This window comes from uncultured Clostridium sp., from assembly GCF_934754915.1.
Classification (GTDB): domain Bacteria; phylum Bacillota; class Clostridia; order Clostridiales; family Clostridiaceae; genus Clostridium.
The window spans coordinates 1-23,332 of record NZ_CAKVKB010000048.1 but is presented as its reverse complement, the minus strand read 5'-3'; the positions used below and the strand labels follow the sequence as shown (position 1 = coordinate 23,332).

The 23,332-nt window shown below is 27.6% G+C and carries 18 protein-coding genes; 3 read left to right on the top strand and 15 right to left on the bottom strand.

The window, feature by feature from the left end; genetic code table 11:
* Window positions 1-256: 256 nt before the first annotated feature.
* The 9 genes from Q0F58_RS09330 to purR form a co-directional block, all read right to left on the bottom strand.
* Window positions 257-1,288: a peptidylprolyl isomerase gene (locus Q0F58_RS09330; RefSeq protein ID WP_294375471.1), complete on the bottom strand. Its 1,032-nt coding sequence runs from the start codon at window positions 1,286-1,288 to the stop codon at window positions 257-259.
* Between the two features lie 127 nt (window positions 1,289-1,415).
* A complete protein-coding gene (mfd, locus tag Q0F58_RS09325) occupies window positions 1,416-4,916 on the bottom strand; it encodes a transcription-repair coupling factor (protein WP_294375468.1) in 3,501 nt (1,166 codons plus the stop codon).
* Between the two features lie 14 nt (window positions 4,917-4,930).
* Window positions 4,931-5,506 (bottom strand): aminoacyl-tRNA hydrolase, encoded by a 576-nt coding sequence (gene pth / locus Q0F58_RS09320; protein WP_294375463.1) that lies wholly within the window; start codon window positions 5,504-5,506, stop codon window positions 4,931-4,933.
* Between the two features lie 49 nt (window positions 5,507-5,555).
* Window positions 5,556-6,959 (bottom strand): HAMP domain-containing sensor histidine kinase, encoded by a 1,404-nt coding sequence (locus tag Q0F58_RS09315; protein WP_294375460.1) that lies wholly within the window; start codon window positions 6,957-6,959, stop codon window positions 5,556-5,558.
* Window positions 6,960-7,646: a response regulator transcription factor gene (locus tag Q0F58_RS09310; RefSeq protein ID WP_294375458.1), complete on the bottom strand. Its 687-nt coding sequence runs from the start codon at window positions 7,644-7,646 to the stop codon at window positions 6,960-6,962. It abuts the gene before it with no gap.
* A 95-nt stretch (window positions 7,647-7,741) separates the two neighbouring features.
* On the bottom strand, window positions 7,742-8,707 hold the full coding sequence (locus tag Q0F58_RS09305; RefSeq protein WP_294375456.1) for a ribose-phosphate diphosphokinase: 966 nt from the start codon (window positions 8,705-8,707) through the stop codon (window positions 7,742-7,744).
* A gap of 49 nt (window positions 8,708-8,756) precedes the next feature.
* On the bottom strand, window positions 8,757-10,127 hold the full coding sequence (gene glmU / locus Q0F58_RS09300; protein WP_294375453.1) for a bifunctional UDP-N-acetylglucosamine diphosphorylase/glucosamine-1-phosphate N-acetyltransferase GlmU: 1,371 nt from the start codon (window positions 10,125-10,127) through the stop codon (window positions 8,757-8,759).
* A gap of 210 nt (window positions 10,128-10,337) precedes the next feature.
* The gene (gene spoVG, locus Q0F58_RS09295; protein WP_294375450.1) at window positions 10,338-10,613 is read right to left on the bottom strand and encodes a septation regulator SpoVG; all 276 of its coding nucleotides are present in this window, start codon (window positions 10,611-10,613) and stop codon (window positions 10,338-10,340) included.
* A 259-nt stretch (window positions 10,614-10,872) separates the two neighbouring features.
* Window positions 10,873-11,688 carry a pur operon repressor gene (purR, locus tag Q0F58_RS09290; protein WP_294375448.1) on the bottom strand — a complete coding sequence of 272 codons (816 nt, stop codon included), beginning with the start codon at window positions 11,686-11,688 and terminating at the stop codon, window positions 10,873-10,875.
* Between the two features lie 421 nt (window positions 11,689-12,109).
* On the opposite strand from purR, the gene murC reads away from it, so the two are divergent.
* Window positions 12,110-13,495 carry a UDP-N-acetylmuramate--L-alanine ligase gene (gene murC, locus Q0F58_RS09285; RefSeq protein ID WP_294375444.1) on the top strand — a complete coding sequence of 462 codons (1,386 nt, stop codon included), beginning with the start codon at window positions 12,110-12,112 and terminating at the stop codon, window positions 13,493-13,495.
* A 168-nt stretch (window positions 13,496-13,663) separates the two neighbouring features.
* Here murC and Q0F58_RS09280 read toward each other — a convergent pair whose 3' ends face one another.
* Window positions 13,664-14,740, bottom strand: a complete 1,077-nt coding sequence (locus Q0F58_RS09280) for a Xaa-Pro peptidase family protein (RefSeq protein ID WP_294375438.1) — start codon at window positions 14,738-14,740, stop codon at window positions 13,664-13,666.
* A 165-nt stretch (window positions 14,741-14,905) separates the two neighbouring features.
* Here Q0F58_RS09280 and Q0F58_RS09275 point away from each other — a divergent pair, with 165 nt between their 5' ends.
* Entirely contained in the window at window positions 14,906-15,604 is a 699-nt protein-coding gene (locus Q0F58_RS09275) for a metallophosphoesterase (protein ID WP_294375435.1), read from the top strand.
* Between the two features lie 257 nt (window positions 15,605-15,861).
* Entirely contained in the window at window positions 15,862-17,256 is a 1,395-nt protein-coding gene (gene asnS, locus Q0F58_RS09270; protein WP_294375433.1) for an asparagine--tRNA ligase, read from the top strand.
* A 139-nt stretch (window positions 17,257-17,395) separates the two neighbouring features.
* Here the strand turns inward: asnS and Q0F58_RS09265 are convergent, their stop codons facing one another.
* The 5 genes from Q0F58_RS09265 to Q0F58_RS09245 form a co-directional block, all read right to left on the bottom strand.
* Window positions 17,396-19,123, bottom strand: coding sequence for a PAS domain-containing sensor histidine kinase (locus Q0F58_RS09265; protein WP_294375430.1), 1,728 nt, complete (start codon window positions 19,121-19,123; stop codon window positions 17,396-17,398).
* A gap of 217 nt (window positions 19,124-19,340) precedes the next feature.
* A complete protein-coding gene (gene pckA, locus Q0F58_RS09260) occupies window positions 19,341-20,906 on the bottom strand; it encodes a phosphoenolpyruvate carboxykinase (ATP) (protein WP_294375427.1) in 1,566 nt (521 codons plus the stop codon).
* 410 nt (window positions 20,907-21,316) lie between these two features.
* Entirely contained in the window at window positions 21,317-22,153 is an 837-nt protein-coding gene (locus tag Q0F58_RS09255) for a hypothetical protein (RefSeq protein ID WP_294375425.1), read from the bottom strand.
* Between the two features lie 253 nt (window positions 22,154-22,406).
* Entirely contained in the window at window positions 22,407-23,018 is a 612-nt protein-coding gene (locus Q0F58_RS09250) for a DNA-3-methyladenine glycosylase (RefSeq protein ID WP_294375422.1), read from the bottom strand.
* Between the two features lie 120 nt (window positions 23,019-23,138).
* Window positions 23,139-23,264 (bottom strand): hypothetical protein, encoded by a 126-nt coding sequence (locus Q0F58_RS09245; RefSeq protein WP_294375417.1) that lies wholly within the window; start codon window positions 23,262-23,264, stop codon window positions 23,139-23,141.
* Window positions 23,265-23,332: the final 68 nt, after the last annotated feature.

Genomic DNA, 23,332 nt, shown 5'->3' with positions numbered 1-23,332 from the left:
TAAAAAAATCTGCTTCGCAGACTGTATATTTTTGCTCTTTTTCAAAGTTATCCATAGCTTGCTCAAAAGTACACAATAAGATAGCTGCATCACGCCCACTTCGTGGATGTCATTTTAGCAATTTCATACCTTTAATCCATTCATATTACTATGTTTTAATTTTAAAAAATTCTAAACTTTTTTGTACAAGAACAAAAAAGCTATAAAAGCTTTAGAAATTTCTCTAAAGCCCTTATAGCTTTTAACGTAAAATATATTAAAGTCTGTCTTCGTAAGTCTTAACTTTTGCAGCATTCTTCCATTCTTCTATTTTTGAATTATACGCTTCACTTTGTTTCTGTTGTAACAATTGAGATTTAATTTGTTCCTTTACATCTTCAAATGGAGTTACAACTTCATCTTTTAATCCTGTAGCTTTTATTATATGATATCCAAACTGACTCTTTATTGGTTCAGAAATCTGTCCTTCACTTAATTCTTTAAATCCTGCTAAAAAGTCCTGATCATAATTTTGTTGATCGTAAGTTACAAATCCTAAATCTCCGCCCTTATCTTTAGTTCCATCTGTTCCATATTCAGATGCTAATTCTGCAAAATCAGCTCCTGCATCTAATTTAGCCTTTACTTCATTAGCTTTTTCTAATGATGCATCAAAGTCAATTTCTCCATCATCATTCTTTTCAGCTATTAAAATATGTGCTGCATTAGCTCCTGCACCTGTAACATATTGAGAATCCTTGTTTTCATCATAGTAAGCCTGAGCATCATCATCAGTAACTTCAATATCAGAAATTATTGCATCATAAACTTTCTGTACTATAAGTTGTTTCTTTTGATATTCTTTAAAAGAATCTTCTGTAAATCCATTAGACTCTAATATTTGCTCAAACTGTCCATCCTCTGAATATTGTTCTTTTAACTTATTTATATTATCTTCAACTTCTTGATTTAATTCATCTTCTGTTGGTTCAACGCCTACTGATGCTGCATTTTGAAGCATTAATTTTTCATTCACCATTGCATTTAAATATTGCACCTTCATCTGCTTAAGCTGATCTTTAATCTTATCATTATTTTCATAGTCATCACCATATTGTTGCTTTAATTGATCAATAGTAGCTTTCATTTCTTCATCTATATCAGCCTTTGTTATCTTTTCATCTCCAACTGTTGCATAGACTGTTTTTTGTATTGCTTCAGGTGTCTTTTCTATCATCTTACATCCCATTGCTGATAATGCAAGAGTACATAAAACAACAGCAGCAATTAACTTCTTTATTCTTTTCAAAACTTTCCCCTCACTTATTTATTAGAATTTACTTTAAAAATAACATAATATTAGTATAACAATATTGAATTTACAATTCAATTTTTTTACACCATTTTAATACTTCTTCTTTTATATCATAATATTGTTACAATATTATGTCATTAAAAACTTCCTTAAGAAATTCAAGTTTATCTTCCTGCTTTATGTCTTTTAATTTAAATGAGAAATATGGGTTTAATCCAAATTTAAGTACTACACTACCTTTATACTTTTCAATTAAAATCTTATATATATTTTTATAATCACTTTCACCTTCTGCAAATCTAAATACAATTTCTTTTGGAGTTTCCTTTATCTCTTCAATAAATAGCGATTTAGCTCTGCTCTTTATATAAGCTATATCCATAAGATTTTTTACTGGAGCTGGTATTTTAGAATATCTATCTTCAAGTTCTTCTTTAATGTCATCATATTCTTCACTGCTGTCAATAGCTGCAATCTTTTTATATACTTCAATTTTTTGAATCTCATCTTCAATATAATCAGCTGAAATAAATGCATCTACTTTAATATCAACTGTAGTTTCTACAGGTTCCTTTTGGATTTCTCCTTTTATAAGTTTGACAGTATCTTCAAGCATCCTGCAATATAAATCATATCCTATGGCTGCCATATGTCCATGTTGTGATGAACCCATCATATTTCCAGCGCCTCTTATTTCAAGGTCTCTCATCGCAATTTTAAATCCAGAGCCAAGTTCTGTAAAATCTTTAAGTGCTTTCAGTCTCTTTTCAGCAACTTCAGTAAGAATTTTATCTTTCGTATACAATAAATATGCATAAGCAATTCTATTAGATCTTCCTACTCTTCCTCTCAATTGATACAACTGAGATAATCCCATTTTATCGGCATCTGAAATAATTATTGTATTAACATTTTGTATATCCATTCCTGTTTCTATTATAGTTGTACAAACAAGAACATTGTATGTTTTATCCATAAAATTAAGCATTTCTTGTTCAAGCTGTCTTTCAGCCATCTGACCATGTATAACTCCAACTTTGCTTTCTGGTACAAGATTTTGAACATATCTAGCAATAGAATCAATATTTTCTACTCTATTATAGACAAAATAAACCTGACCACCTCTTCCTATTTCTCTTAAAATAGCATCTCTTATCAATTGATCATTCTGCTCTACAACATAAGTTTGAATTGGATATCTTTCTTCAGGTGGAGTTTCTATAACTGATATATCTCTTACTCCACTCAATGACATATGAAGCGTTCTAGGTATTGGTGTTGCACTTAATGTAAGAACATCTACATTCTTTTTCATATTTTTAATCTTTTCTTTTTGCTTCACTCCAAATCGCTGCTCTTCATCAACAATCAAAAGTCCTAAATCTTTAAATTGTATATCTTTTGATACAAGTCTATGGGTACCAACAAGTATGTCTACATTTCCTTCTTTCAATTTCTGTAAAGTCTCTTTCTGCTCCTTAGTAGTTCTAAATCTGCTTACCATATCTATTTTTATAGGGAAATCTGAAAATCTATTTTTCATGTTCTTATAGTGTTGTTCTGCAAGAATTGTTGTTGGGACAAGAAAGGCAACCTGCTTTCCATCCATGACAGCTTTAAATGCTGCTCTTAACGCAACTTCTGTTTTACCATATCCAACATCACCACACAAAAGCCTATCCATTGGCTTATCTGACTCCATATCACTCTTTATTTCCTCTAAAGAACTTAATTGATCTGGAGTTTCTTCATATGGAAATTCATCTTCAAATTGCTTTTGCCATTCTGTATCTTTTGAAAATTTATGTCCCTTAACTGTAGTTCTTGTTGCATAAAGTTTTACTAAATCTTCAGCAATTTCATTAATTGATTTTCTAACCTTTGCCTTAGCTTTTTGCCATTCTGAACTTCCAAGTTTATTTATCTTAGGAGACTTTCCTTCACTTCCAACATACTTTTGTATTAAATCAAGTTGATCTACTGGAACATAAAGTTTATCTCCTTTATCATAAATAATATCCAAATAGTCTCTTTTATGTCCTGCAACTTCAATTTGTTTTATTCCTTTGTAAACACCTATACCATGATTAGCATGAACTACATAATCCCCTGGTTTCAATTCTGCAAAGCTTTTTATCTTAGCAATTCCTTTTTTCTTATTTTTAGTCTTTTTAAGTTTTCTTTTTGCTTCTCCAAAAACTTCTTTATCTGATATTACACAAAGTTTATAATCTGGATACTCAAATCCGTGAAGCTGATTTCCAAATGTAATTACCACTTCACCATATTGAATATTTTCAACTGTATCTTGATACGAACTTTCTATTCCTCTATCTCTTAAAGTTCCTACAAGACGCTCACCTCTTGCTCTAGTTCCTGATAAAATCAATATTTTATATCCCTGAGCTTTTTTATTAAGTATTTCATCTATCAATAAATCCAATTGTCCTTGATAATTATTTAAAGTAATTTCTGAAATATTAATTGAAGAATATGGATTGAACCATGAATTTTTCTTTAAAAGCCCTTCTAAAAATAAAGTTTTCTTTTCTTTAAAAGATTCTATAATTTCATCTTTTGCTATTAGTAATTCACCTTGTTTTGGAAAAATATCGCCTCTTTGAGAAAAAGCAGCGAAGTTCTCTCCAAATTCTAAGTATGTTGATTCAAGTTTTCCTTCACACCTTTGAACATCATCTATTATGAAAAAATAATCTTTAAGATAATCAAAAAGACTTTCAGTTTCTTTGCAAAAATATGGGAGATAACTATCTATAGTTTCAAAAGTTGATGTTTCTTCTATAGATTCTAAATTTTTATTTAATATATTTCTTAACTTTTCTACTCTTTCAGAATTTTCATCACTTTTAGCTATAGCTTCAAAATCTTCTTTTAATCTTTCTTTTCCTAAATTAATAGCATCATCAGTTAATATTATTTCCTTGGCCGGAAATATTTCTATTCTCTTTACTTTATCAATACTTCTCTGCGATTCAGTATTAAATGTTCTTATAGATTCTATTTCATCGCCAAAAAGTTCAATTCTATAAGGATATGCTGAACATGTTGGAAATACATCAAGTATTCCTCCTCTTAAAGCAAATTGTCCTTTTCCTTCAACCATTTCAACTCTTTCATATCCAGATTGTATTAATTTTTTTGATATTTCTTCTAAATCAACCTCATCATTTTCTTTAATTTTTATAGTATAATCTGAAAATAATTTATGTGGAGTATATCTAGCTAAAAAAGCATCTATTGAAGTTACTATTATCTTTTTCTTTTTCTTTAAAATTTCGTTTATGACCTTTAGTCTTGCCCATCTTAAATCACCAGAAACAGCATCAATATTATAGAAAACCATTTCCTTTGCTGGAAAATAGTGAACATCATTTGTATATAGCAATAAATCTTCATATACATTTTTTGCTTCCATATCACTTTGAGTAACTACCATTATAGATTTATCTACATTTTCAAATATATTATCAATAACATAAATTCTTCCCGATTCAGAAACACCATATATACCAATAGGATATCTTTTACTATTTATACCTAATTTAATATTTTCAAATTCAGCACTATTTTCAAAGGGCTCCAATAACCCCTTTAATCTCATTTCTTGCACCACCCTTAAATACTTTTACTTGCTTTGAATCCGTTATATATATTCATAGCACTCTTAACATCATTACTTATGATTTCTTTTACAGCTTTTGTTGAAGCTTCTATACTTTCACTTAATACATCCATTTCTTCTTTTGAAAATTTTCCTAAAACATAGTTAACCAAATCAACATCAGGTTGTCCTACGCCTACTTTTATTCTTGGGAAAACATCTGTTCCAAGATGTGCTATTATATTCTTTATTCCATTATGTCCTCCAGCACTTCCCTTTTCACGTATTCTTAATCTACCTACATCAAGACTGATATCATCATAAATAACTAGTATGTCTTCATTAGATAACTTATAAAAATCAAGTACTTCCTTTACACTTTCTCCACTTAAATTCATATATGTAGAAGGTTTTAATAATATAACTTTTTCTCCATTTATAAAGCCTTCCCCATACATACCTTTAAATTTTTGCCTATTTATATCAATATTATACTCTTTTGCAATATTATCAATAACTTTAAATCCTATATTATGTCTAGTATCTTCATATTGACTTCCCGGATTACCTAATCCAACTATTAAAAACATAAAATTCCTCCTAATTAACAATTACATATATCTATTCTTAATAAAAAATTTAATTTTTATTCTTATATCTTTGAAGGGTAAATGTAAATCTTACACCTATTTCATCATCATTTTTAGCCCATACTTCTTCTCCCATTTCTGTAAGAATCATTCTGACTATTGGAAGACCTAGTCCTGTACTTACTTTATTGGTTCTAGATTTGTCTGATTTATAAAATCTATCCCATATACAAATCATTTCTTCTTCAGTAAGTTTAGGTCCATTATTATATATTTCAACCAATACTTTATTGTTTTTATGAAATGTGCTGCATTTTATAATACCATTATCTTCACAATATTTTATTGAATTGTCAATCAAATTAGTTATAACTTGAATAACCTTATCTTCATCAGCATTAACAAAACACTTATCTTCCTGCATAAATACTTTTAATGTTATATTTTTTTCTTTTAGTCTTCTTTCATTATTAATGATACACCTTTTTAAAAGTTCATTTATATCAATTTTCTTATTATTAAATTTCAATTTTCCAGAAGAAATTGTTGATAAATCTAAGAGATCATTTATAAGTCTTGTAAGTCTCTTTATTTCTAAATAAGCACGTTCTAAATACTCATGTTCTTTTTCTCTAGGTATAACACCATCAAGTATTCCTGCTATAAAGCCCTTGATAGATGTTATTGGGGATCTAAGTTCATGAGATACATTTGATATAAATTCTCTTCTATTCATCTCAACTTTTTCTAATGATTCAGCCATTACATTAAATGATTTAGCAAGTTGACCAATTTCATCATCACATTGTATATTAACTCTTCTATCAACTTCTCCACACGCAAATTTTTTTGCAGCATTGTTCAATTCTACAAGAGGATTTACCAAAACAAATTTTGCAAAAAATGATATGGTAATCATTGCACATAATATAGTTCCTATTGATGCTACCCATATTATAATATATATTTTGTTTAATTTACTATTTATTTCTGACAGCTCACCTGTCATTAATATATACCCTTCATATTTCTCACCATCAATTACAGGATACAGATAAGTATAGTATTTTCCTATATACTCAATGCATTGACCTTTTTTCAACAAATTAATATTATCCTCTGAACCATATAAACTTTTATCATTTATATGTGAGTTCGAAGTTATATATTTAATATTATTTTCATCAAAAACCATAATATTCGCATTAGTTGATGCACTCGCCATATCAGATGCACTTTGAATTTTTTTGATTTCAAAAAATAATTCCAATTCATTCTGTTTTTTTATTATATCTGCTAATTCACTTGCAGCTGATTCAAACATGGTTCTTTTTTCATCAAAGAAATTATTTTTGAACCACAAACATAATGCAAACGCTAAAAAATGCATAATAAATCCTAAGATCAATCCATTAATGATTATCATTTTATATAGCAGGCTTTTCTTTTTCATCTACTTTACCTCAAATTTATATCCAACACCCCAAACAGTCTCAATCTGCCATTGTTCACCACCATTTAACTTTTCTCTTAACCTTTTAATATGAACATCCACAGTTCTTGAATCTCCAGGATAATCATACCCCCACACTTCACATAAAAGCTGTTCTCTTGTAAATACCTTGTTTCTATTACTTGCTAAATAATACAATAATTCAAATTCTTTTGGAGGCATCTTAATATCTTTTTCGTTATATATTACTTTGTATGACATGGAATCAATAGTTAAATCACTTAATCTGATTACATCATTTTTTATGCTATTTCCAGAATACCTTCTTAAAACAGCTTTTACTCTTGCCATCAATTCTTTAGGTTCAAAAGGTTTTACTATATAATCATCAGCTCCTAATTCTAATGCTAATACTTTGTCAAAAGTATCTCCTTTGGCTGTAAGCATTATAACCGGAATTGTTCCTTCTTTTCTAATCCATTTAAGAACATCAATACCATCTGTTTGTGGAATCATAACATCAAGCAAAACTAAATCTGGATTATATTCACGAAACATTTTCTTTGCTTCAATTCCATTTAAGGCTATGCGGGTATCATATGAAACACTCTTTAAATACATATCTATAATTTCACAAATATTTTCATCATCATCTACTATAAGAATCTTTCCCATTGTTCCATCCATATATACACATCCTTCCAATTCATTATATTATAACCTTAAAACTCCCTTTATGGCTATAACCATGAAGGGAGTTTCCATCACTTTATCATTATGTATTATTTTTGATATTCAAACAACTTACTTATTGGTTCATCATCATATATTCTCTTTATTGCTTCAGCAAATAAAGGTGCAACTGAAATTGATTTTATATTAATTGATTGCTTATCTTCAGTTAATGGAATTGTATTTAACATTACCAATTCTTCAATTGCAGATTTATTTATTCTTTCCATTGCAGGACCAGATAAAACTCCATGAGTACAACATGCATATACATTTTTAGCTCCTAAATTCTTAAGTGCATTAGCTGCATTAGTTATAGTTCCAGCAGTATCAATCATGTCATCTATTAATACACACGTTTTTCCTTCAATATCTCCAATAATATTCATTATTTCAGAAACGTTTGCTTTAGGTCTTCTCTTATCAATTATTGCTATAGGTGCATGTAAATTATCAGCAAATTTTCTTGCTCTTGTTACACTTCCAAGGTCTGGAGATACAACAACAACATCATCATTTTCTCCAAGTCCCTTTGATATAAAATATTCTGCTAGTATTGGTCCCCCTAGCAAATGGTCTACAGGAATATTAAAATATCCTTGTATTTGAGGCGCATGTAAATCCATAGTCAATACTCTATTAGCGCCTGCTGATGTTAACAAATCAGCTACAAGCTTAGCTGTAATAGGATCTCTTGATTTTGCTTTTCTATCTTGTCTTGCATAACCGTAATAGGGCATTACAGCTGTTATACTTCTAGCTGATGCTCTTTTAAATGCATCAATCATTATTAATAATTCCATCAAATTATTATTTACTGGCGAACATGTAGATTGAACTATAAACACATCCATACCTCTAACGCTTTCATTTATGTCTACTGATATTTCTCCATCACTAAATGTTGAAACTCTAGCTTTACCTAGCTGAACACCTAAAATATCTGCAATATCTTCTGCTAATTTTGTATGTGAATTTCCAGCAAAGATTTTTATATTTTTCCCATGAGTTCTCATATCTAAGAAGACCTCCTTAAAATTTATGGATCTTTTTAAATTAATTATTTTATTTCATTAAGCCCTTTTTTTCTACCCATCCACTAATATTTCTCTGTTTAGCTCTTGCTACTGCAAGTTCTCCTTCTTTTACTTCATTTGTTATAGTAGATCCCGCTGCAATATAGGTATTATCTCCAACTGTTACTGGAGATACAAGATTTGTGTTACATCCTATAAAACTATGATCTCCTATGATTGTTTTATTTTTTACTTTTCCATCATAATTTACTACTACTGTACCACATCCAAAATTACATTCTGAACCAACTTCAGCATCTCCAATATAAGTTAAATGTGATACTTTAGTTCCATCTCCAATAGTTGATTTCTTTATCTCAACAAAATCTCCAATTCTTGCATGCTTTCCAATTGAACTTTCAGGACGAATATATGCAAAAGGTCCAACTGTAGTATTCTCTCCAATTCTACTATCTAATATTACGGAAGATTGAATATCCACATCATTTTCAATAATACTGTTTGATATTCTTGAATTTTGATACAATAAACATCTCTCACCAATTTTAGTGTTACCTTCTAAAATATTATTAGGATAAATAATAGTATCTTTACCAATTTCAACATCTACTCCTATATATGTTGTATTTGGATCTATAAGAGTAACACCATTATTCATATGTTTAAGGTTTATTCTTTTTCTAAGAATTTGTTCTGCTTCTGCTAATTGAACTCTTGAATTTACCCCAATTGTTTCTTCAAATTCAGTTATAACAGCTCCTATCTTTTTGTTGTCCTTTTTTAATATTTCTATGACATCTGTTAAATAATATTCACCTTGATTATTATTATTAGTTATTTTATCTAGTGCTTTAACTAATAATTCAATATCAAAACAATAGATAGCTGTATTCATTTCATTAATTTTTAATTCATCTTCATTACAGTCTTTGTGTTCTACTATCTTTAATACTTGGCCATTTGAATCTCTTACAATTCTTCCATAACCAGTTGGATCTTCAACTAATGAAGTTAATATTGTTGCAGAATTTTCATTATTTATATGTTCTGCAAATAATTTTTCAATAGTTGATGTTTTTATTAATGGTGTATCACCAGCAAATACAGCAACAACACCTTTTTTATCTTTTAAAAATTCTTTTGAGCATTTCACCGCATGACCTGTTCCTAGTTGTTCTTCTTGAAGAGAATAAGAAACATTTCTATCACTTGTTCTTTCTTTTACAAGTTCTGCCCCTTTACCTATTATTAAATTTACATCATCTATTCCAGCACCTCTAACTGAATCAATAACATGCTTAACCATCTCTTTGCCACAAACTTTGTGCAATACTTTTGGTAAATCGGATTTTATTCTTTTACCTTGCCCAGCTGCTAAAACTAATGCGCATTTATACATAAATAACACCTCATTATATTAATTAAACGATTGATTTAACTTATTTTTTTTACTCACAATATTCATAATAATTATATTTGAAACATACACTGATTTCAAGGCATTATCCTATAATTTACATTTCAAGGTGTAAATTATAGGATCAAAATATTATCAAAAAGAGACTGCCGCAAAATTATTCTTTATGCAGCAGTCTCTCATAGTTCTAACTTATTCTTGAGTTGTTTCTTCTGCTAAAGCTTTCTCATAAGCTTCTAAAATAGCAGTTTGAATCTTTTCTCTTGCTTCTGTATTAATTGGATGAGCAATATCCTTAAACTCTCCATCTGGTGTTTTTCTGCTAGGCATAGCTATAAATAAACCAGCTTGCCCCTCTATAACCTTAATATCATGAACAACAAATTCATTATCAAATGTTACAGAAACAATTCCTTTCATTTTACCTTCTGATGCGATCTTTCTAATTCTGACGTCTGTAATTTGCATCGTTAAACCCCTCCAGTTGCTATAAAATTAGTTAATATTTAATAATTTCTCTATAAATTTCTAAATTCCTTTTAATAATAAATAAATTATTTAAAAAAAATAAATTTTCTGATAATTTATTAGAGTTATTAATAATTATTAACTATATTTTAAATTTATTTCTAATATAATTTTCGAATTAAAAAAACAGAAATTAACCTTAAAATGTTCGTATTTAACATCTTAAATAATTTCTGTCTTCTATAGTTTCAAACACTAATTATGAAAATAATTTTGAAGGTTGTATTCCTACAATTGATGATTTATCAACTTTTTTTAACTCAACAATAGAAACATACTCATCTACAAGTTTCTTTTCTGTCTGCTTATTATCAACTAGTACACCTATCCCTACTAATTCACTATCAAACTCTTTTAATAAATCCTTAATTCCAATAGCGGTTCCACCGCCTTTCATAAAATCATCAATAAAAATACATCTGCTATGATTTTTCATTGATTTTTTTGATAATGACATCTGTTGAAGTCTTCCATTACTTCCCGAAACATAATTTATTGTAACTGTAGGACCTTCTGTCACTTGACTATCTCTTCTTGCAATAACTAACTGTACACCTAAGTTTCTTGCAACTTCATAGGCTAATGGAATTCCTTTAGTTTCTACAGTAATAACATAATCAACATCTGTTGCTTTAAAGCATGATGATAACATTACTCCTGCTTTGCTTATTATTTCTGGATTATACATTAAATCTGTCATGTAAATAATATTACCTGGAATAACTCTTCCATCGTCTTCTAATTGTTTGCACAACTCTAATGCAAATGCTTTATTGCTTTCATCCCCATTTCCAGGAATATATTTAATTCCACCTGCAACACCTGCAACTGTTTCTATTCTTCCCATTTGAAGTCTTTCTAAAACTTCTCTAACTACTACAATATCTTCACTTATTGTAGATTTTGCTGCATTTAATAAATCTAGAAATCTATTTAAGCCTATAATTTTATTAGGATTTTCCATCAATATCTTAGTTATAGCAACCACTCTTTTATTTCTCGTAAATTTCTCCATTATATCACCTACACGAATTTTTATTTGTTAAATTCATTTAATATTCATATTTTATTCTAAATTTAAATTAATAGCAATAATTTTATCCATAAAGTTATATTATATATATAATTTTTTCATTTTTCTAATCATTTTTTTCTATAAATTCATTATTTTTACTAAAAATTGATTTTAATATATTTTTCTGATTCTATGGTTGATTCAAAAAAAAATGTATATAATTATAGGTAAAGTGTAAAATTAAGATTTTGAATTTAATATTGTCACTAAATTATGAAACATATTAATAATAAATTACAAATATTATTATAGTATGGAGTTCACTGTCTATAATTTATACAATGTCTCAATTTTGTATCTTAATTTTTTAATACCAACTAAAATTATAATTAAAGATTTAAATAACGAAGGGGTTGATCTCATGTCTTTTGATTTCTTAAAAGATAAAGATAAAAAAGTTCATTTTATAGGTATTGGTGGTATAAGCATGAGCGGTCTTGCTGCTGTTCTTTTAAATAGTGGATTTAAAGTTTCTGGTTCTGATTTTAAAAATTCACCTATAGTTGAAAAATTAAAAGCTGAAGGTGCTGAAATTTACATAGGACATAGCAAAGAAAATATAAAAGAAGATGTAAATTTAGTAGTATATACAGCTGCTATTCCTTCTGATAATCCTGAAATAGTAGCTGCTAAAGAAAAAAATATTTCATTAATGGATAGAGCAGAATTTTTAGGTCATATTATGAAGGGACACAAATTCAATGTTGCCATTTCTGGAACTCATGGAAAAACAACATGTACATCAATGCTTTCGCACATCACTTTAGCAGCTGATCTTGATCCTACTATATTAGTTGGAGGAGAATTAGATGCTATTGGTGGCAATTTCAGAATTGGAAATAGTGAATATTTCTTAACTGAAGCATGTGAATATAAAAAGTCATTCTTAAAATTCTTCCCTTATATTGGAATAATTTTAAATATAGACGCAGACCATTTGGATTGTTATAAAGATATTAATGAAATATCTGATACTTTTATGAAATTCTCTAAACTAATTCCTAACGATGGATATCTTGTTGGATTTGGCGATGATGAAAGAGTTAAAAATATTCTTGCAAAATCTCAATGTAATACTATAAGCTATGGATTTAATGAAGATGTTGATGTAACAGCTAAAAATATAACTTTTAATAAAATGGGATGTGCTTCTTTTGATGTTTATAAAAAGAACAAAAAATTATTCTCTTTAAATTTAAATGTTCCAGGAAAACATAATATATTAAATGCTCTTGCCTCTGTATGTGTCTCTTTAATATTTAATATTCCTTCTGATAAAATAGCTGAAGGACTATCAAATTGCAAAGGTGCTCACAAAAGATTTGAATATAAAGGTGAATTAAATGGCGTTACTGTAATTGATGACTATGCACATCATCCAACAGAAATTAAAGCTACTTTAAATACAGCAAAAAAGATAGATCATAACAAAATATATTGTGTCTTCCAACCACATACTTACACTAGAACTAAGACATTATTTAATGAATTCACACACTGCTTTAATGAATGTGATGAACTTATTTTAATGGATATATATGCTGCTCGTGAAAAAGATACTGGTTTAGTATCTTCTGACCAACTTGGTGATGCTATAAGAGCTACTGGCTTAAAATGTACAAATGTACATTCTCATGATGAAGCTGTAGAATATGTGAAATCTAGACTCACTGATGGTGATTTATTGCTGACTGTAGGTGCTGGAGATGTAGTAATTGTTGGGGAAAAATATTTAGAAGGTAAATAATATCTTTTCTATAAAAACTTTATTCTTTAATAAAAAATGCAGTATTTTTTACTGATTTATAAAACAGTAAAAAATATTGCATTTCTTATTTTATTAAAATGTCTTACAACATATTTTCTTATTGTTTATGGTAAAAATGTTAGTATTTTTATGAATACATATAATTTTTTATATTATAACTATTTCTTTCGAAACAGAATTCAACACTTCACATCCATCTTTAGTAACAAGAACTAAATCTTCAATTCTTACTCCAATATTTCCTGGTAAATATATACCTGGTTCAATAGAAAATATCATTCCATCTTTTACTTCTGCATTATTTATCGAACTAACATCTCCTTTATCGTGAATTTCCAATCCTATACTATGTCCTGTTCTATGCGTAAAATAATCGCCATACCCTTCTTCAGATATTAATTTCCTTGCTGCATCATCTATTTCTGAAAATTTAACACCTTCTTTTACTTTTGATATAGCTTTTAAGTTTGCCCTTTTAACTATTTCATATATTTTTTTCTGTTCATCATTAGGCTCAGCTCCAAAAAATACAGTTCTAGTCATATCCGAACAATAATGATTATATATCCCTCCAATATCTATAACTAAACTGTCTCCTTTTTTTAATGGAGTACTATCTGGTTCATGATGTGGATCTGCTGCATTTTCTCCATAAGCCAATATTGGATCAAAAGAAAATCCTTGTGCTCCTTCTTTTTCATATATTTCTGCTAATAATCGTGCATAATATTTTTCTGTATATCCTTCTTTAAGTTCATTTTGAAGGACTTCCATAACCCTGTCATTTATTCTTGATGATTTTCTCATAAGTTCTCTTTCTTCTTCATCTTTTACCATTCTAAGCTCATCCACTATTGATGATGAATTTAAAAAGCCTTTAACTGAATTCAGTTCCATAAGCCTTATAAGATATTGAGCTGGCCAAAATTTATCAACTCCTAATATTTCATTTTTATCAAGCACTTTACTTAATATTTTTATTGGATCCTCATCATCTCCATACCATATAATATCAATTCCTAAGTCTTCTTCAATGGGAAATAATTTATTGACTATAAATTTATGATTTCCGTTTTTATTTAAATATAAAGCTATCATTCTTTCTCCAGCACATATCCATTTTCCTGTAAGATAGTAAATGGATGCAGCTGAAGATATTATCATTTGAGAAATATCCTTTTTTTCCATTTCTCTTATAACATTTAACAATCTTTGGCTCTTCATTCTTTTAAACCTCCTATTTATATACCTAGTTTATATTAGGATTTTTTCTTCATTATATAACTTTTATACAAAAATTAATATTCTCACTTAAAATCTAAATGCTATAATAATATTATTAGTGAATAATTAATGACTTAATATATATGCATTCAAGGAGGGTAACTTATGAAAATAGCTGTAATATCAGATATTCATGCTAATATTTATGCACTTATGACTGTTCTAGAAGATATTGATGATGAAAGAGTGGATACTATAATTTGTCTGGGGGATTTAGTTGGATATGGTCCACACCCTAATGAAGTTATATCTACCATAAGAAGACGCCATATTCTTTGTATAAAAGGAAATTATGATAGTTCAGTTGTAGATAATGAATATTCCTTTATAAGAGAAAATGCAATAAATTCCTTTTCCATGCCTTGGGCTGTAAATGAACTAAGAGAAGAAAATAGACTTTATTTGGATAATCTTCCATCTACTCTTTCGCTAAATATAGAAGGTAAAAATATTCTATTTGTTCATGGAAGTCCAACTAAAATAAATGAATATCTTCTTCAAGATAACGATAATACTGTTGAAGTTATGAATTTATTAAAAGAAGATATTCTTGTCTGTGCACATACACATATACCTTGCGCTAAAGAATTTAAGAACAAGCTTCTTGTGAATTGTGGAAGTGTTGGAAAGCCAAAGATTGGAAGACCAAATCCTACATATTGCATCATGGACATAACAAAATCTAATGGAGTTCAAGTTAAAATTAAAGAATTAACTTATGAAACCAAAAAAATAGTTAAAGATATGACCATGCTTGATTTTCCACAATCATTGATTCATTCGTTCGAAACAGGTATAGAATAATATACACTTGCTATAATATACTACATGTTATATTGCATTGAATAAGAAAGTATTGTAAAATTTATTTAGCATTAACCGTAATAGTATACATTGGGCAATCTAATAGTATATTAGATTGCTTCTATATTTCATTTATGAATATTTTATTGGCTTATGCTAAATAAATACAATATTAATTTTATATTCCAATAGAATTTTTATGAAAAAAATTTTTCATAAATCTAAGAAATTAATCATTAAAATGGAGGTCATATATTATGGCAAAATCAACATTAATTAGAAGCCTTTATAGGAATACTGATGATTTCTTATCAAAGGATGTAACAATATCAGGATGGATTAGAACATTAAGAGCTTCTAATGCATTTGGATTTATCGAAATCAATGATGGTTCATTTTTCAAAAACATTCAAGTAGTGTTTGATGAAAAATTATCAAATTTCAAGGAAATATCAAAATTACCTATAAGCTCTTCTCTTACTGTAACTGGTACTTTAGTTGCTACTCCTGATGCAAAACAACCATTTGAAATACAAGCAAAAGAAGTAATAATTGAAGGTATGTCAAACTCAGATTACCCTCTACAAAAGAAACGACACACATTTGAATATTTAAGAACTATTGCTCATTTAAGACCAAGAAGTAATGCATTTTCTGCAACATTTAGAGTTCGTTCTGTTGCTGCTTATGCAATACATAAATTCTTCCAAGAACAAAACTTTGTATATACACATACACCAATAATCACAGGAAGCGATTGTGAAGGTGCTGGAGAAATGTTTAGAATAACAACTCTTGATCCAAAAAATCCAGAATTAACTGAAGATGGAAATGTAGATTACTCTAAAGATTTCTTTGGTAAAGAAACTAATCTTACTGTTTCTGGACAATTAAATGCTGAATGTTTTGCTTTAGCTTTCAGAAATATATACACATTTGGACCAACATTTAGAGCTGAAAATTCTAATACTACTAGACATGCTGCTGAATTTTGGATGATAGAACCAGAAATAGCATTTGCTGATTTAGAAGATGATATGGAACTTGCAGAAGCAATGCTTAAATATGTAATTAAATATGTAATGGAAGAATGTCCAGAAGAAATGCAGTTCTTTAATTCATTTGTTGATAAAGGATTATTAGAAAGATTAAACCATGTTGTTTCTTCTGATTTTGCAAGAGTTACTTATACAGAAGCTGTTGAAATTCTTGAAAAATGCGGAAAGAAATTTGATTACCCTGTATCATGGGGAATTGATCTTCAAACAGAACATGAAAGATATCTTACAGAAGAACACTTTAAAAAACCTTTATTTGTAACTGATTATCCAAAAGATATAAAAGCATTCTATATGAGAATGAATGACGACAATAAAACAGTTGCTGCAACAGACCTTCTTGTACCTGGAATTGGTGAAATAATTGGTGGAAGCCAGAGAGAAGAAAGACTTGATGTTTTAGAAGCTAGAATGGCTGAATTAGGTCTTGCTAAGGAAGATTACTGGTGGTACTTGGAATTAAGAAAATACGGAGAAACTAAACATGCTGGTTTCGGTTTAGGATTTGAAAGATTGATTATGTATATCACTGGTATGACTAACATCAGAGACGTAATACCATTCCCAAGAACTCCTGGAAACAGCGAATTCTAGTTCTATATTTTTTAAACAGCTGATATTTTTCTCACCTAATTGTGTGAGTATAAATATCAGTTTTTTTATCTGTATAATAAAGATTAGGGAATATAATTGTTATAAATGACAATTATATTCCCTAATTATGATTTTCTATCTATAACGAATATATATCAGAAAATTCAATACTGCATTCTTCTACTTTTTCTTCTTTATTAAAATTATAATTATAGACATTTTTCTTTTTTATTGTTTTTATTGGAAGAGTAAAATCAAATTCAACACCATTATCAACATGATTATTAACCCATATGTTACCCTTATGAAGTTCTACAAATAATTTAGACAAATATAACCCAAGTCCACTGCCTTCACAAGGTCTATTTAATAATCTATTTAGCTGAACAGATTTACCAAAAATTCTTTCACAATCTTGATTATCTATAGAAATCCCATCATCCCATACTGATATTATTACATTTTCTGAATCTCTATCTAGTTTTATTTTAACTATTATATCGGTATTTTCATAACTGTATTTTATAGCGTTAGATAATAAATTGAGCATTATACGTTCAATTTTTTCTTCATCACAAGCTAATATTATTTCTTCTTCTTCTGTATCAAATATAACATTCCTTCCTGAAAGTTTGATATAATCTGCTACAGACAATACTATATCTTCTACAAGCTCAACAATATTAATATTTGAATAATGTATACTGTTATACCCTGCTTCAATTTTATTTATATCAATTATATTATTCATCAATCTCATAAGTCTTTTAGAATTTTGTTTAATATAACTTATATTTTTTAAAATAACATCTTTTTTATCAAATGTACAATCATTCAATATTTCAGTTATTAATTGTGTTGCAGTCAATATAATATTTAGTGGTGTCCTAATTTCATGAGATACCCCTGCAAAAAATTCTGTTTTCATCATTTCTTCATCTAAAGCTTGTTTATATTTTATTTTTTTGGCTTCTTCTTCTCTAAGCTTTCTGCTTATAATTCTATTCTGAAATATCAATCCAAATTTATAACATGTAGATTTTATCAAATCATTTTGTTCAAATTTTACTACTGAATTTTTTTCATAGTATATATTCATTATTCCAATTATATTATTTCCATATTTTATTTCATATATTTTTAATTCATATTCATCCTTATCAAATAAATTATATACCAACGGATAATTTATTATTACCTTTGAATCCGTAAATTTCTCAAAACGTTCAGTTCCAAATTCAATATTTTTTCTTATATAATAATCTTCTTCTTTTGTATCTACATATAGATTTAAAGAATTATTTTCTTGATTATATAAATATATGTTTATATATTCAGCTTCCAATTCATTAATTAAACTTTTACATAATAACTTTATTCTATCATTATATTCGTCGTCAGATACATTGCCATTCTCATTACAATTATACATTATATCGTGATATCCAAAAATATCTTTAGAATCCTTTTCTAATTCATAATCCATTAAATTTGATATTTCTTTATTAAATGTAACTTCTCTAGACAATGTAAGGATACTCTTTTCATTGTTTAACATTATAGGTGCTTTATATATATTAAACCATCGTTCTTTATCATTTATCCTTCTTAAGCATCGTTCAAAAAAATCGCCTTTATTTTTATTAAGAACCTCTTCTTCCAATGACCTTATTTCTTTACAATTATCTTCATCAAAAACTGATTTAATATTTCTATTCACAAATTTTTCCTCAGAATTAAAATTAAGAATCTGTAAAAATTTTTTATTACAATACTTATAGTTTCCCTCCAAATCCCTTACTGTAATATCATAAGGAATTGCATCTAAAATAGAACGTAAATCATCTATAGTATTTTTATCTTCCATATACCCCAATCCCCTTTTCCCTCAATATTAATTTTTCCCTACCCATTAGGATATATTATACCATATAAAGATGTAATTTTATACCTTTTTAAGGTATAAAATGTATTTATTTTCATAATAAGGGTTTTTTTATTATAATATTGTTTATTAAATAATATATCTTTTATAATTGAAAAGAAATTTTTATCAATAATTATAAATCCTCACAATAACCCCTTTACTTTATTCCAGCATTAATAATTTCCTTAGATACATTTTTAAATTTCTTAAAATTTTCTTTAAAACTTTCAGCTAATTCTAAAGCTTTTTTATCATATTCAACTTTATTGCTCCACAATTCTCTTGGGTTGAGAATAGAACTAGGAACATTAGGGCACTCCAATGGTATCGATAAATTGAATATTGGATGATCATAAAATTTTACATCCTTTAGTTTATCTTCAATAACCGCATTAACCATTTCCCTTGTATATAATAAATTGATTCTCTTTCCTACTCCATATTTTCCTCCTATCCATCCTGTATTTATAAGATAAACTTCCGTATTGAATTTATTTATTTTTTCTCCCAATAGATGAGCATATATTATAGGATCAAGGAGCATAAATGGGCCTCCAAAACAATCTGAAAATGTTGCTTTAGGTTCTGTTATTCCCCTTTCTGTTCCAGCTACTTTGCTTGTATAACCAGACATAAAATGATACATAGCAGCTTCTTTACTCAATTTGCTTATTGGAGGCATTATTCCTGTTGCATCTGCTGTTAAAAATATTATCTTTTTAGGTATATTACCAATTCCACTTAAATCAACTTTTTCAATATGATCTAAAGGATAAGCTACTCGTGTATTTTCAGTAAATTTTTTATCATTATAATCTGGTAATCTATTTTTATTAAGAACTACATTTTCAAGAACTGCGCCAAATTTTATAGCATTAAATATTTCTACTTCTTTTTCTCTATCCAGTCCTATAGCTTTTGCATAACATCCTCCTTCAAAATTGAATATTCCTTCTTCACACCAACCATGTTCATCATCTCCAATTAACTTTCTTGATGGATCTGTTGAAAGGGTTGTTTTTCCTGTTCCTGATAATCCAAAAAATATTACTGTATCTCCATTTTCACCTTTATTAGCTGAACAATGCATAGGAAGAACACCTTTTTGTGGAAGTAAAAAATTCATAACTGAAAATACTGCTTTTTTTATTTCTCCAGAATAAGCTGTTCCTCCAATTAAAATCATTTTTTTTGAAAAGTTAATCAATATAAATGCTTCTGAATTTAAACCATCTTTACTTCCTTGAGCTTTAAATCCTGGCACAACAATAATATTAAATTCTGGATTGTGATTTTTAAGCTGCTTTTCATCAGCTCTTACAAACATTTGATTGGCAAACATAGCTTGATATGCATATTCACATATAACTCTTATTGGAAGTCTATATTTTTCTGAAGCACCTGAAAAGCCATCAAATACAAACAGATCCTTTCCTTCAATATATTTTAATACATCTTTATTTATCTTATCAAAAACCTTTTCTTCTATTGGCAAATTAACATTACTCCAGTTTAATATTTTATCTGTTATTTTGTTTCTCACTATAAATCTATCTTTGGGAGATCTTCCTGTATATTTACCAGTGTACACTGCTAAAGCTCCATTATTAGATAATATTCCTTCGCCTCGTTTAATTGAAAAATCAACAAGTTCTGGTACACTTAAATTTCTATATACATTCTTATATTTTTTTATGTTTAAATAATTTAAATTACAATTCATTGATAAATCACCCTTTTTAAGAAAATCATTTAAAAATTTTTAAGATAATACATATATTTAAATGTTTATCTCCTCAAGTTATTTATGCAATAAAAAACCTTATAATAACCATAATGCTATTAAAATAATATGTACCTATCATCTAAAAAATTCAAAAATATAAATTATTTACAACAAAAAAAGAATATCAGAATAAATTATTTATATGCTAAATATAGCAAAACTCATAATTATCACTGACATTCTCTAATTAATTTCTAACTACAATAATATTTGTTTTCATATTGAACTATATATTTTCTAAGCTTCTGTATATTAGGTGTTGGCAATCCTGACTTTTCAATTAACATAGAATATCTTTGTATTAAAAGAAGTTTTAAAAGTCTTTATTATTAATATTTAAAAATATTCTAATTATAAAAATTATTTATCCTATATTTATTCAAAAGATAATTAGGTCTTATTTTCAAATTTTTTATCTCATCATTTATAATACTGTCTAAAACGTATCTTTTTAATTGTTGTTCTATTGATGAGAGTATATTTATATCAGTTTGTATGGATTTGCTTTTATCTGTAATATAAACACATTCCCTTTTCTCAGATATATATTTAATAAGTTCTATATAGCCATTTATAGAATTTAATTTCTTTAATATATTTATTATTTTTCCCATAACAAACTTATCATAATCAGGTCGCTCTCTATTATTGTACATTATATCTAAAACCTTATCTTGAAGAATCATAGGTTTATTTACATATATCCATAATTCAAATTTCAATTTTAACAATCTTTCTTTTTCAAAATCCCCTAAATTTTCTTCCATAACTCTAAAAATACGTCTTACTTGCCATGGAGCATCTAACATAGGGAAAAAATATTTGTTATGTTTTTCTTTCCATTTTTCAAATTCATTACTATTAAAAGAAATTTTTTTATCATTATCCTTATCTATATATGTATTATAAACATACATGTCCTCTACAAGTTTGTTTTCTTCTAAACATATAGCTTTTCTAAAAGTAACGTTTACTGGAAGCATTGCAAATTTATCTTTTTTCTTTGTATATCTTTTTATATTTATTTTTTTTCTTTTAGTATTTTTTCTTTTTAAAAGTTTTATCTTAGTAAGTATCTCTCCAAAAGTAAGTTCATGTCTCTTAATAAAATCAGCTTCAATATATCTTTCATCATTAGAGTTATTATAATTTTTTGTTTCTTTCCGCTCAACTCTTAATATCATGAAAATCACCTTTATTAATAATAAATATTTCTATCAGATAACCATTACTTAAACAATCATTCATTAAATACATTTAATATCCATAAGTATTTATCGAAAATTCTAAAAATTACTTAATTTAAATGAATCAGTCATAAAAATAAAGAACCATAGCACAAAGATTAAATCACTCAATATTCAGCACTTTATTTAAAGAAATAATACTAAAATATTGTAACTTCAATCTTTAATACAATAGTTCTCTAATTTTTATTTACTTTACAGATATATATGAATTATCTTTTATATAAAATCTCCACGGAAATTCCACAGCTTCCTCTGCATAATCTATTCCAATTCGTGTAGTTTCCACTATATCAAAATTTTTTTCATCAGAATCCTCTATATAAAAGTCACCATCCTCATATAATTTTTTATAGTTATCGGACTTATCAATAGAGTATGCCATACAGAGTTTAGCTGGTCCATTAGTCAATGTTTTTTTCTTTGCATTAGATAATTCACAAAAATTTTTTTTAAATCTTTTTTGTGAAATGTAATCAAATTCATTTAAAGGTTCAATGGCTCTTATAAGAACTCCCTCACCTTTATCTTTTTCTCCACTTATTACATTAAAACAATGATAAAGGCCATATATAAAATATACATAAGCTATTCCACCTTCATGAAATAAAGGTTCTGTTCTTTCTGTTCTTCTTCCATTATACGCATGGGACGCCTTATCTATAGCTCCAATGTACGCTTCCGTTTCAACTATCTTTCCTCTTAATATTTTTCCATCAACCTTGCGCACTATTATTTTACCTAGTAATTCTTTAGCTAATTCTAAAGCGCCACTTCTATAAAATTCTTTTTTTAAAATCATATATTTTAATCACCAACTTTTTAATAAATATATGTTTTAATTTATCCACAATTATATAATAATAATCCACAGATATTTATTCTTTTCCCATACTGACCTGTGAATAATTTTTATTTATATTTATCTAGCAGTAGCTTTATATGTGAAATTAAATTTTTCTCCAATTTCAAGAGAATTAATTCCTTCTTTTTCACTGAATTCCTTATTAAAATCATAATAATCAGCGTGACCAAACCACTTTATCATCCTCAACCAACTCCTTAATCATCTTTTTAGCTTTATTAGCTCTTTTACCTTGAAGTCTGCAACTAAAT

Excerpts from the sequence above, each read along its gene's own strand:
- mfd (WP_294375468.1), bottom strand. The coding sequence starts at position 4,916 with ATGAGATTAAAGGGGTTATTGGAGCCCTTTGAAAATAGTGCTGAATTT.
- pth (WP_294375463.1), bottom strand. The coding sequence starts at position 5,506 with ATGTTTTTAATAGTTGGATTAGGTAATCCGGGAAGTCAATATGAAGAT.
- Q0F58_RS09315 (WP_294375460.1), bottom strand. The coding sequence starts at position 6,959 with ATGAAAAAGAAAAGCCTGCTATATAAAATGATAATCATTAATGGATTG.
- Q0F58_RS09310 (WP_294375458.1), bottom strand. The coding sequence starts at position 7,646 with ATGGATGGAACAATGGGAAAGATTCTTATAGTAGATGATGATGAAAAT.
- Q0F58_RS09305 (WP_294375456.1), bottom strand. The coding sequence starts at position 8,707 with ATGAGAACTCATGGGAAAAATATAAAAATCTTTGCTGGAAATTCACAT.
- glmU (WP_294375453.1), bottom strand. The coding sequence starts at position 10,127 with ATGTATAAATGCGCATTAGTTTTAGCAGCTGGGCAAGGTAAAAGAATA.
- spoVG (WP_294375450.1), bottom strand. The coding sequence starts at position 10,613 with ATGCAAATTACAGACGTCAGAATTAGAAAGATCGCATCAGAAGGTAAA.
- purR (WP_294375448.1), bottom strand. The coding sequence starts at position 11,688 with ATGGAGAAATTTACGAGAAATAAAAGAGTGGTTGCTATAACTAAGATA.
- murC (WP_294375444.1), top strand. The coding sequence starts at position 12,110 with ATGTCTTTTGATTTCTTAAAAGATAAAGATAAAAAAGTTCATTTTATA.
- Q0F58_RS09280 (WP_294375438.1), bottom strand. The coding sequence starts at position 14,740 with ATGAAGAGCCAAAGATTGTTAAATGTTATAAGAGAAATGGAAAAAAAG.
- Q0F58_RS09275 (WP_294375435.1), top strand. The coding sequence starts at position 14,906 with ATGAAAATAGCTGTAATATCAGATATTCATGCTAATATTTATGCACTT.
- asnS (WP_294375433.1), top strand. The coding sequence starts at position 15,862 with ATGGCAAAATCAACATTAATTAGAAGCCTTTATAGGAATACTGATGAT.
- Q0F58_RS09265 (WP_294375430.1), bottom strand. The coding sequence starts at position 19,123 with ATGGAAGATAAAAATACTATAGATGATTTACGTTCTATTTTAGATGCA.
- pckA (WP_294375427.1), bottom strand. The coding sequence starts at position 20,906 with ATGAATTGTAATTTAAATTATTTAAACATAAAAAAATATAAGAATGTA.
- Q0F58_RS09255 (WP_294375425.1), bottom strand. The coding sequence starts at position 22,153 with ATGATATTAAGAGTTGAGCGGAAAGAAACAAAAAATTATAATAACTCT.
- Q0F58_RS09250 (WP_294375422.1), bottom strand. The coding sequence starts at position 23,018 with ATGATTTTAAAAAAAGAATTTTATAGAAGTGGCGCTTTAGAATTAGCT.
- Q0F58_RS09245 (WP_294375417.1), bottom strand. The coding sequence starts at position 23,264 with ATGATAAAGTGGTTTGGTCACGCTGATTATTATGATTTTAATAAGGAA.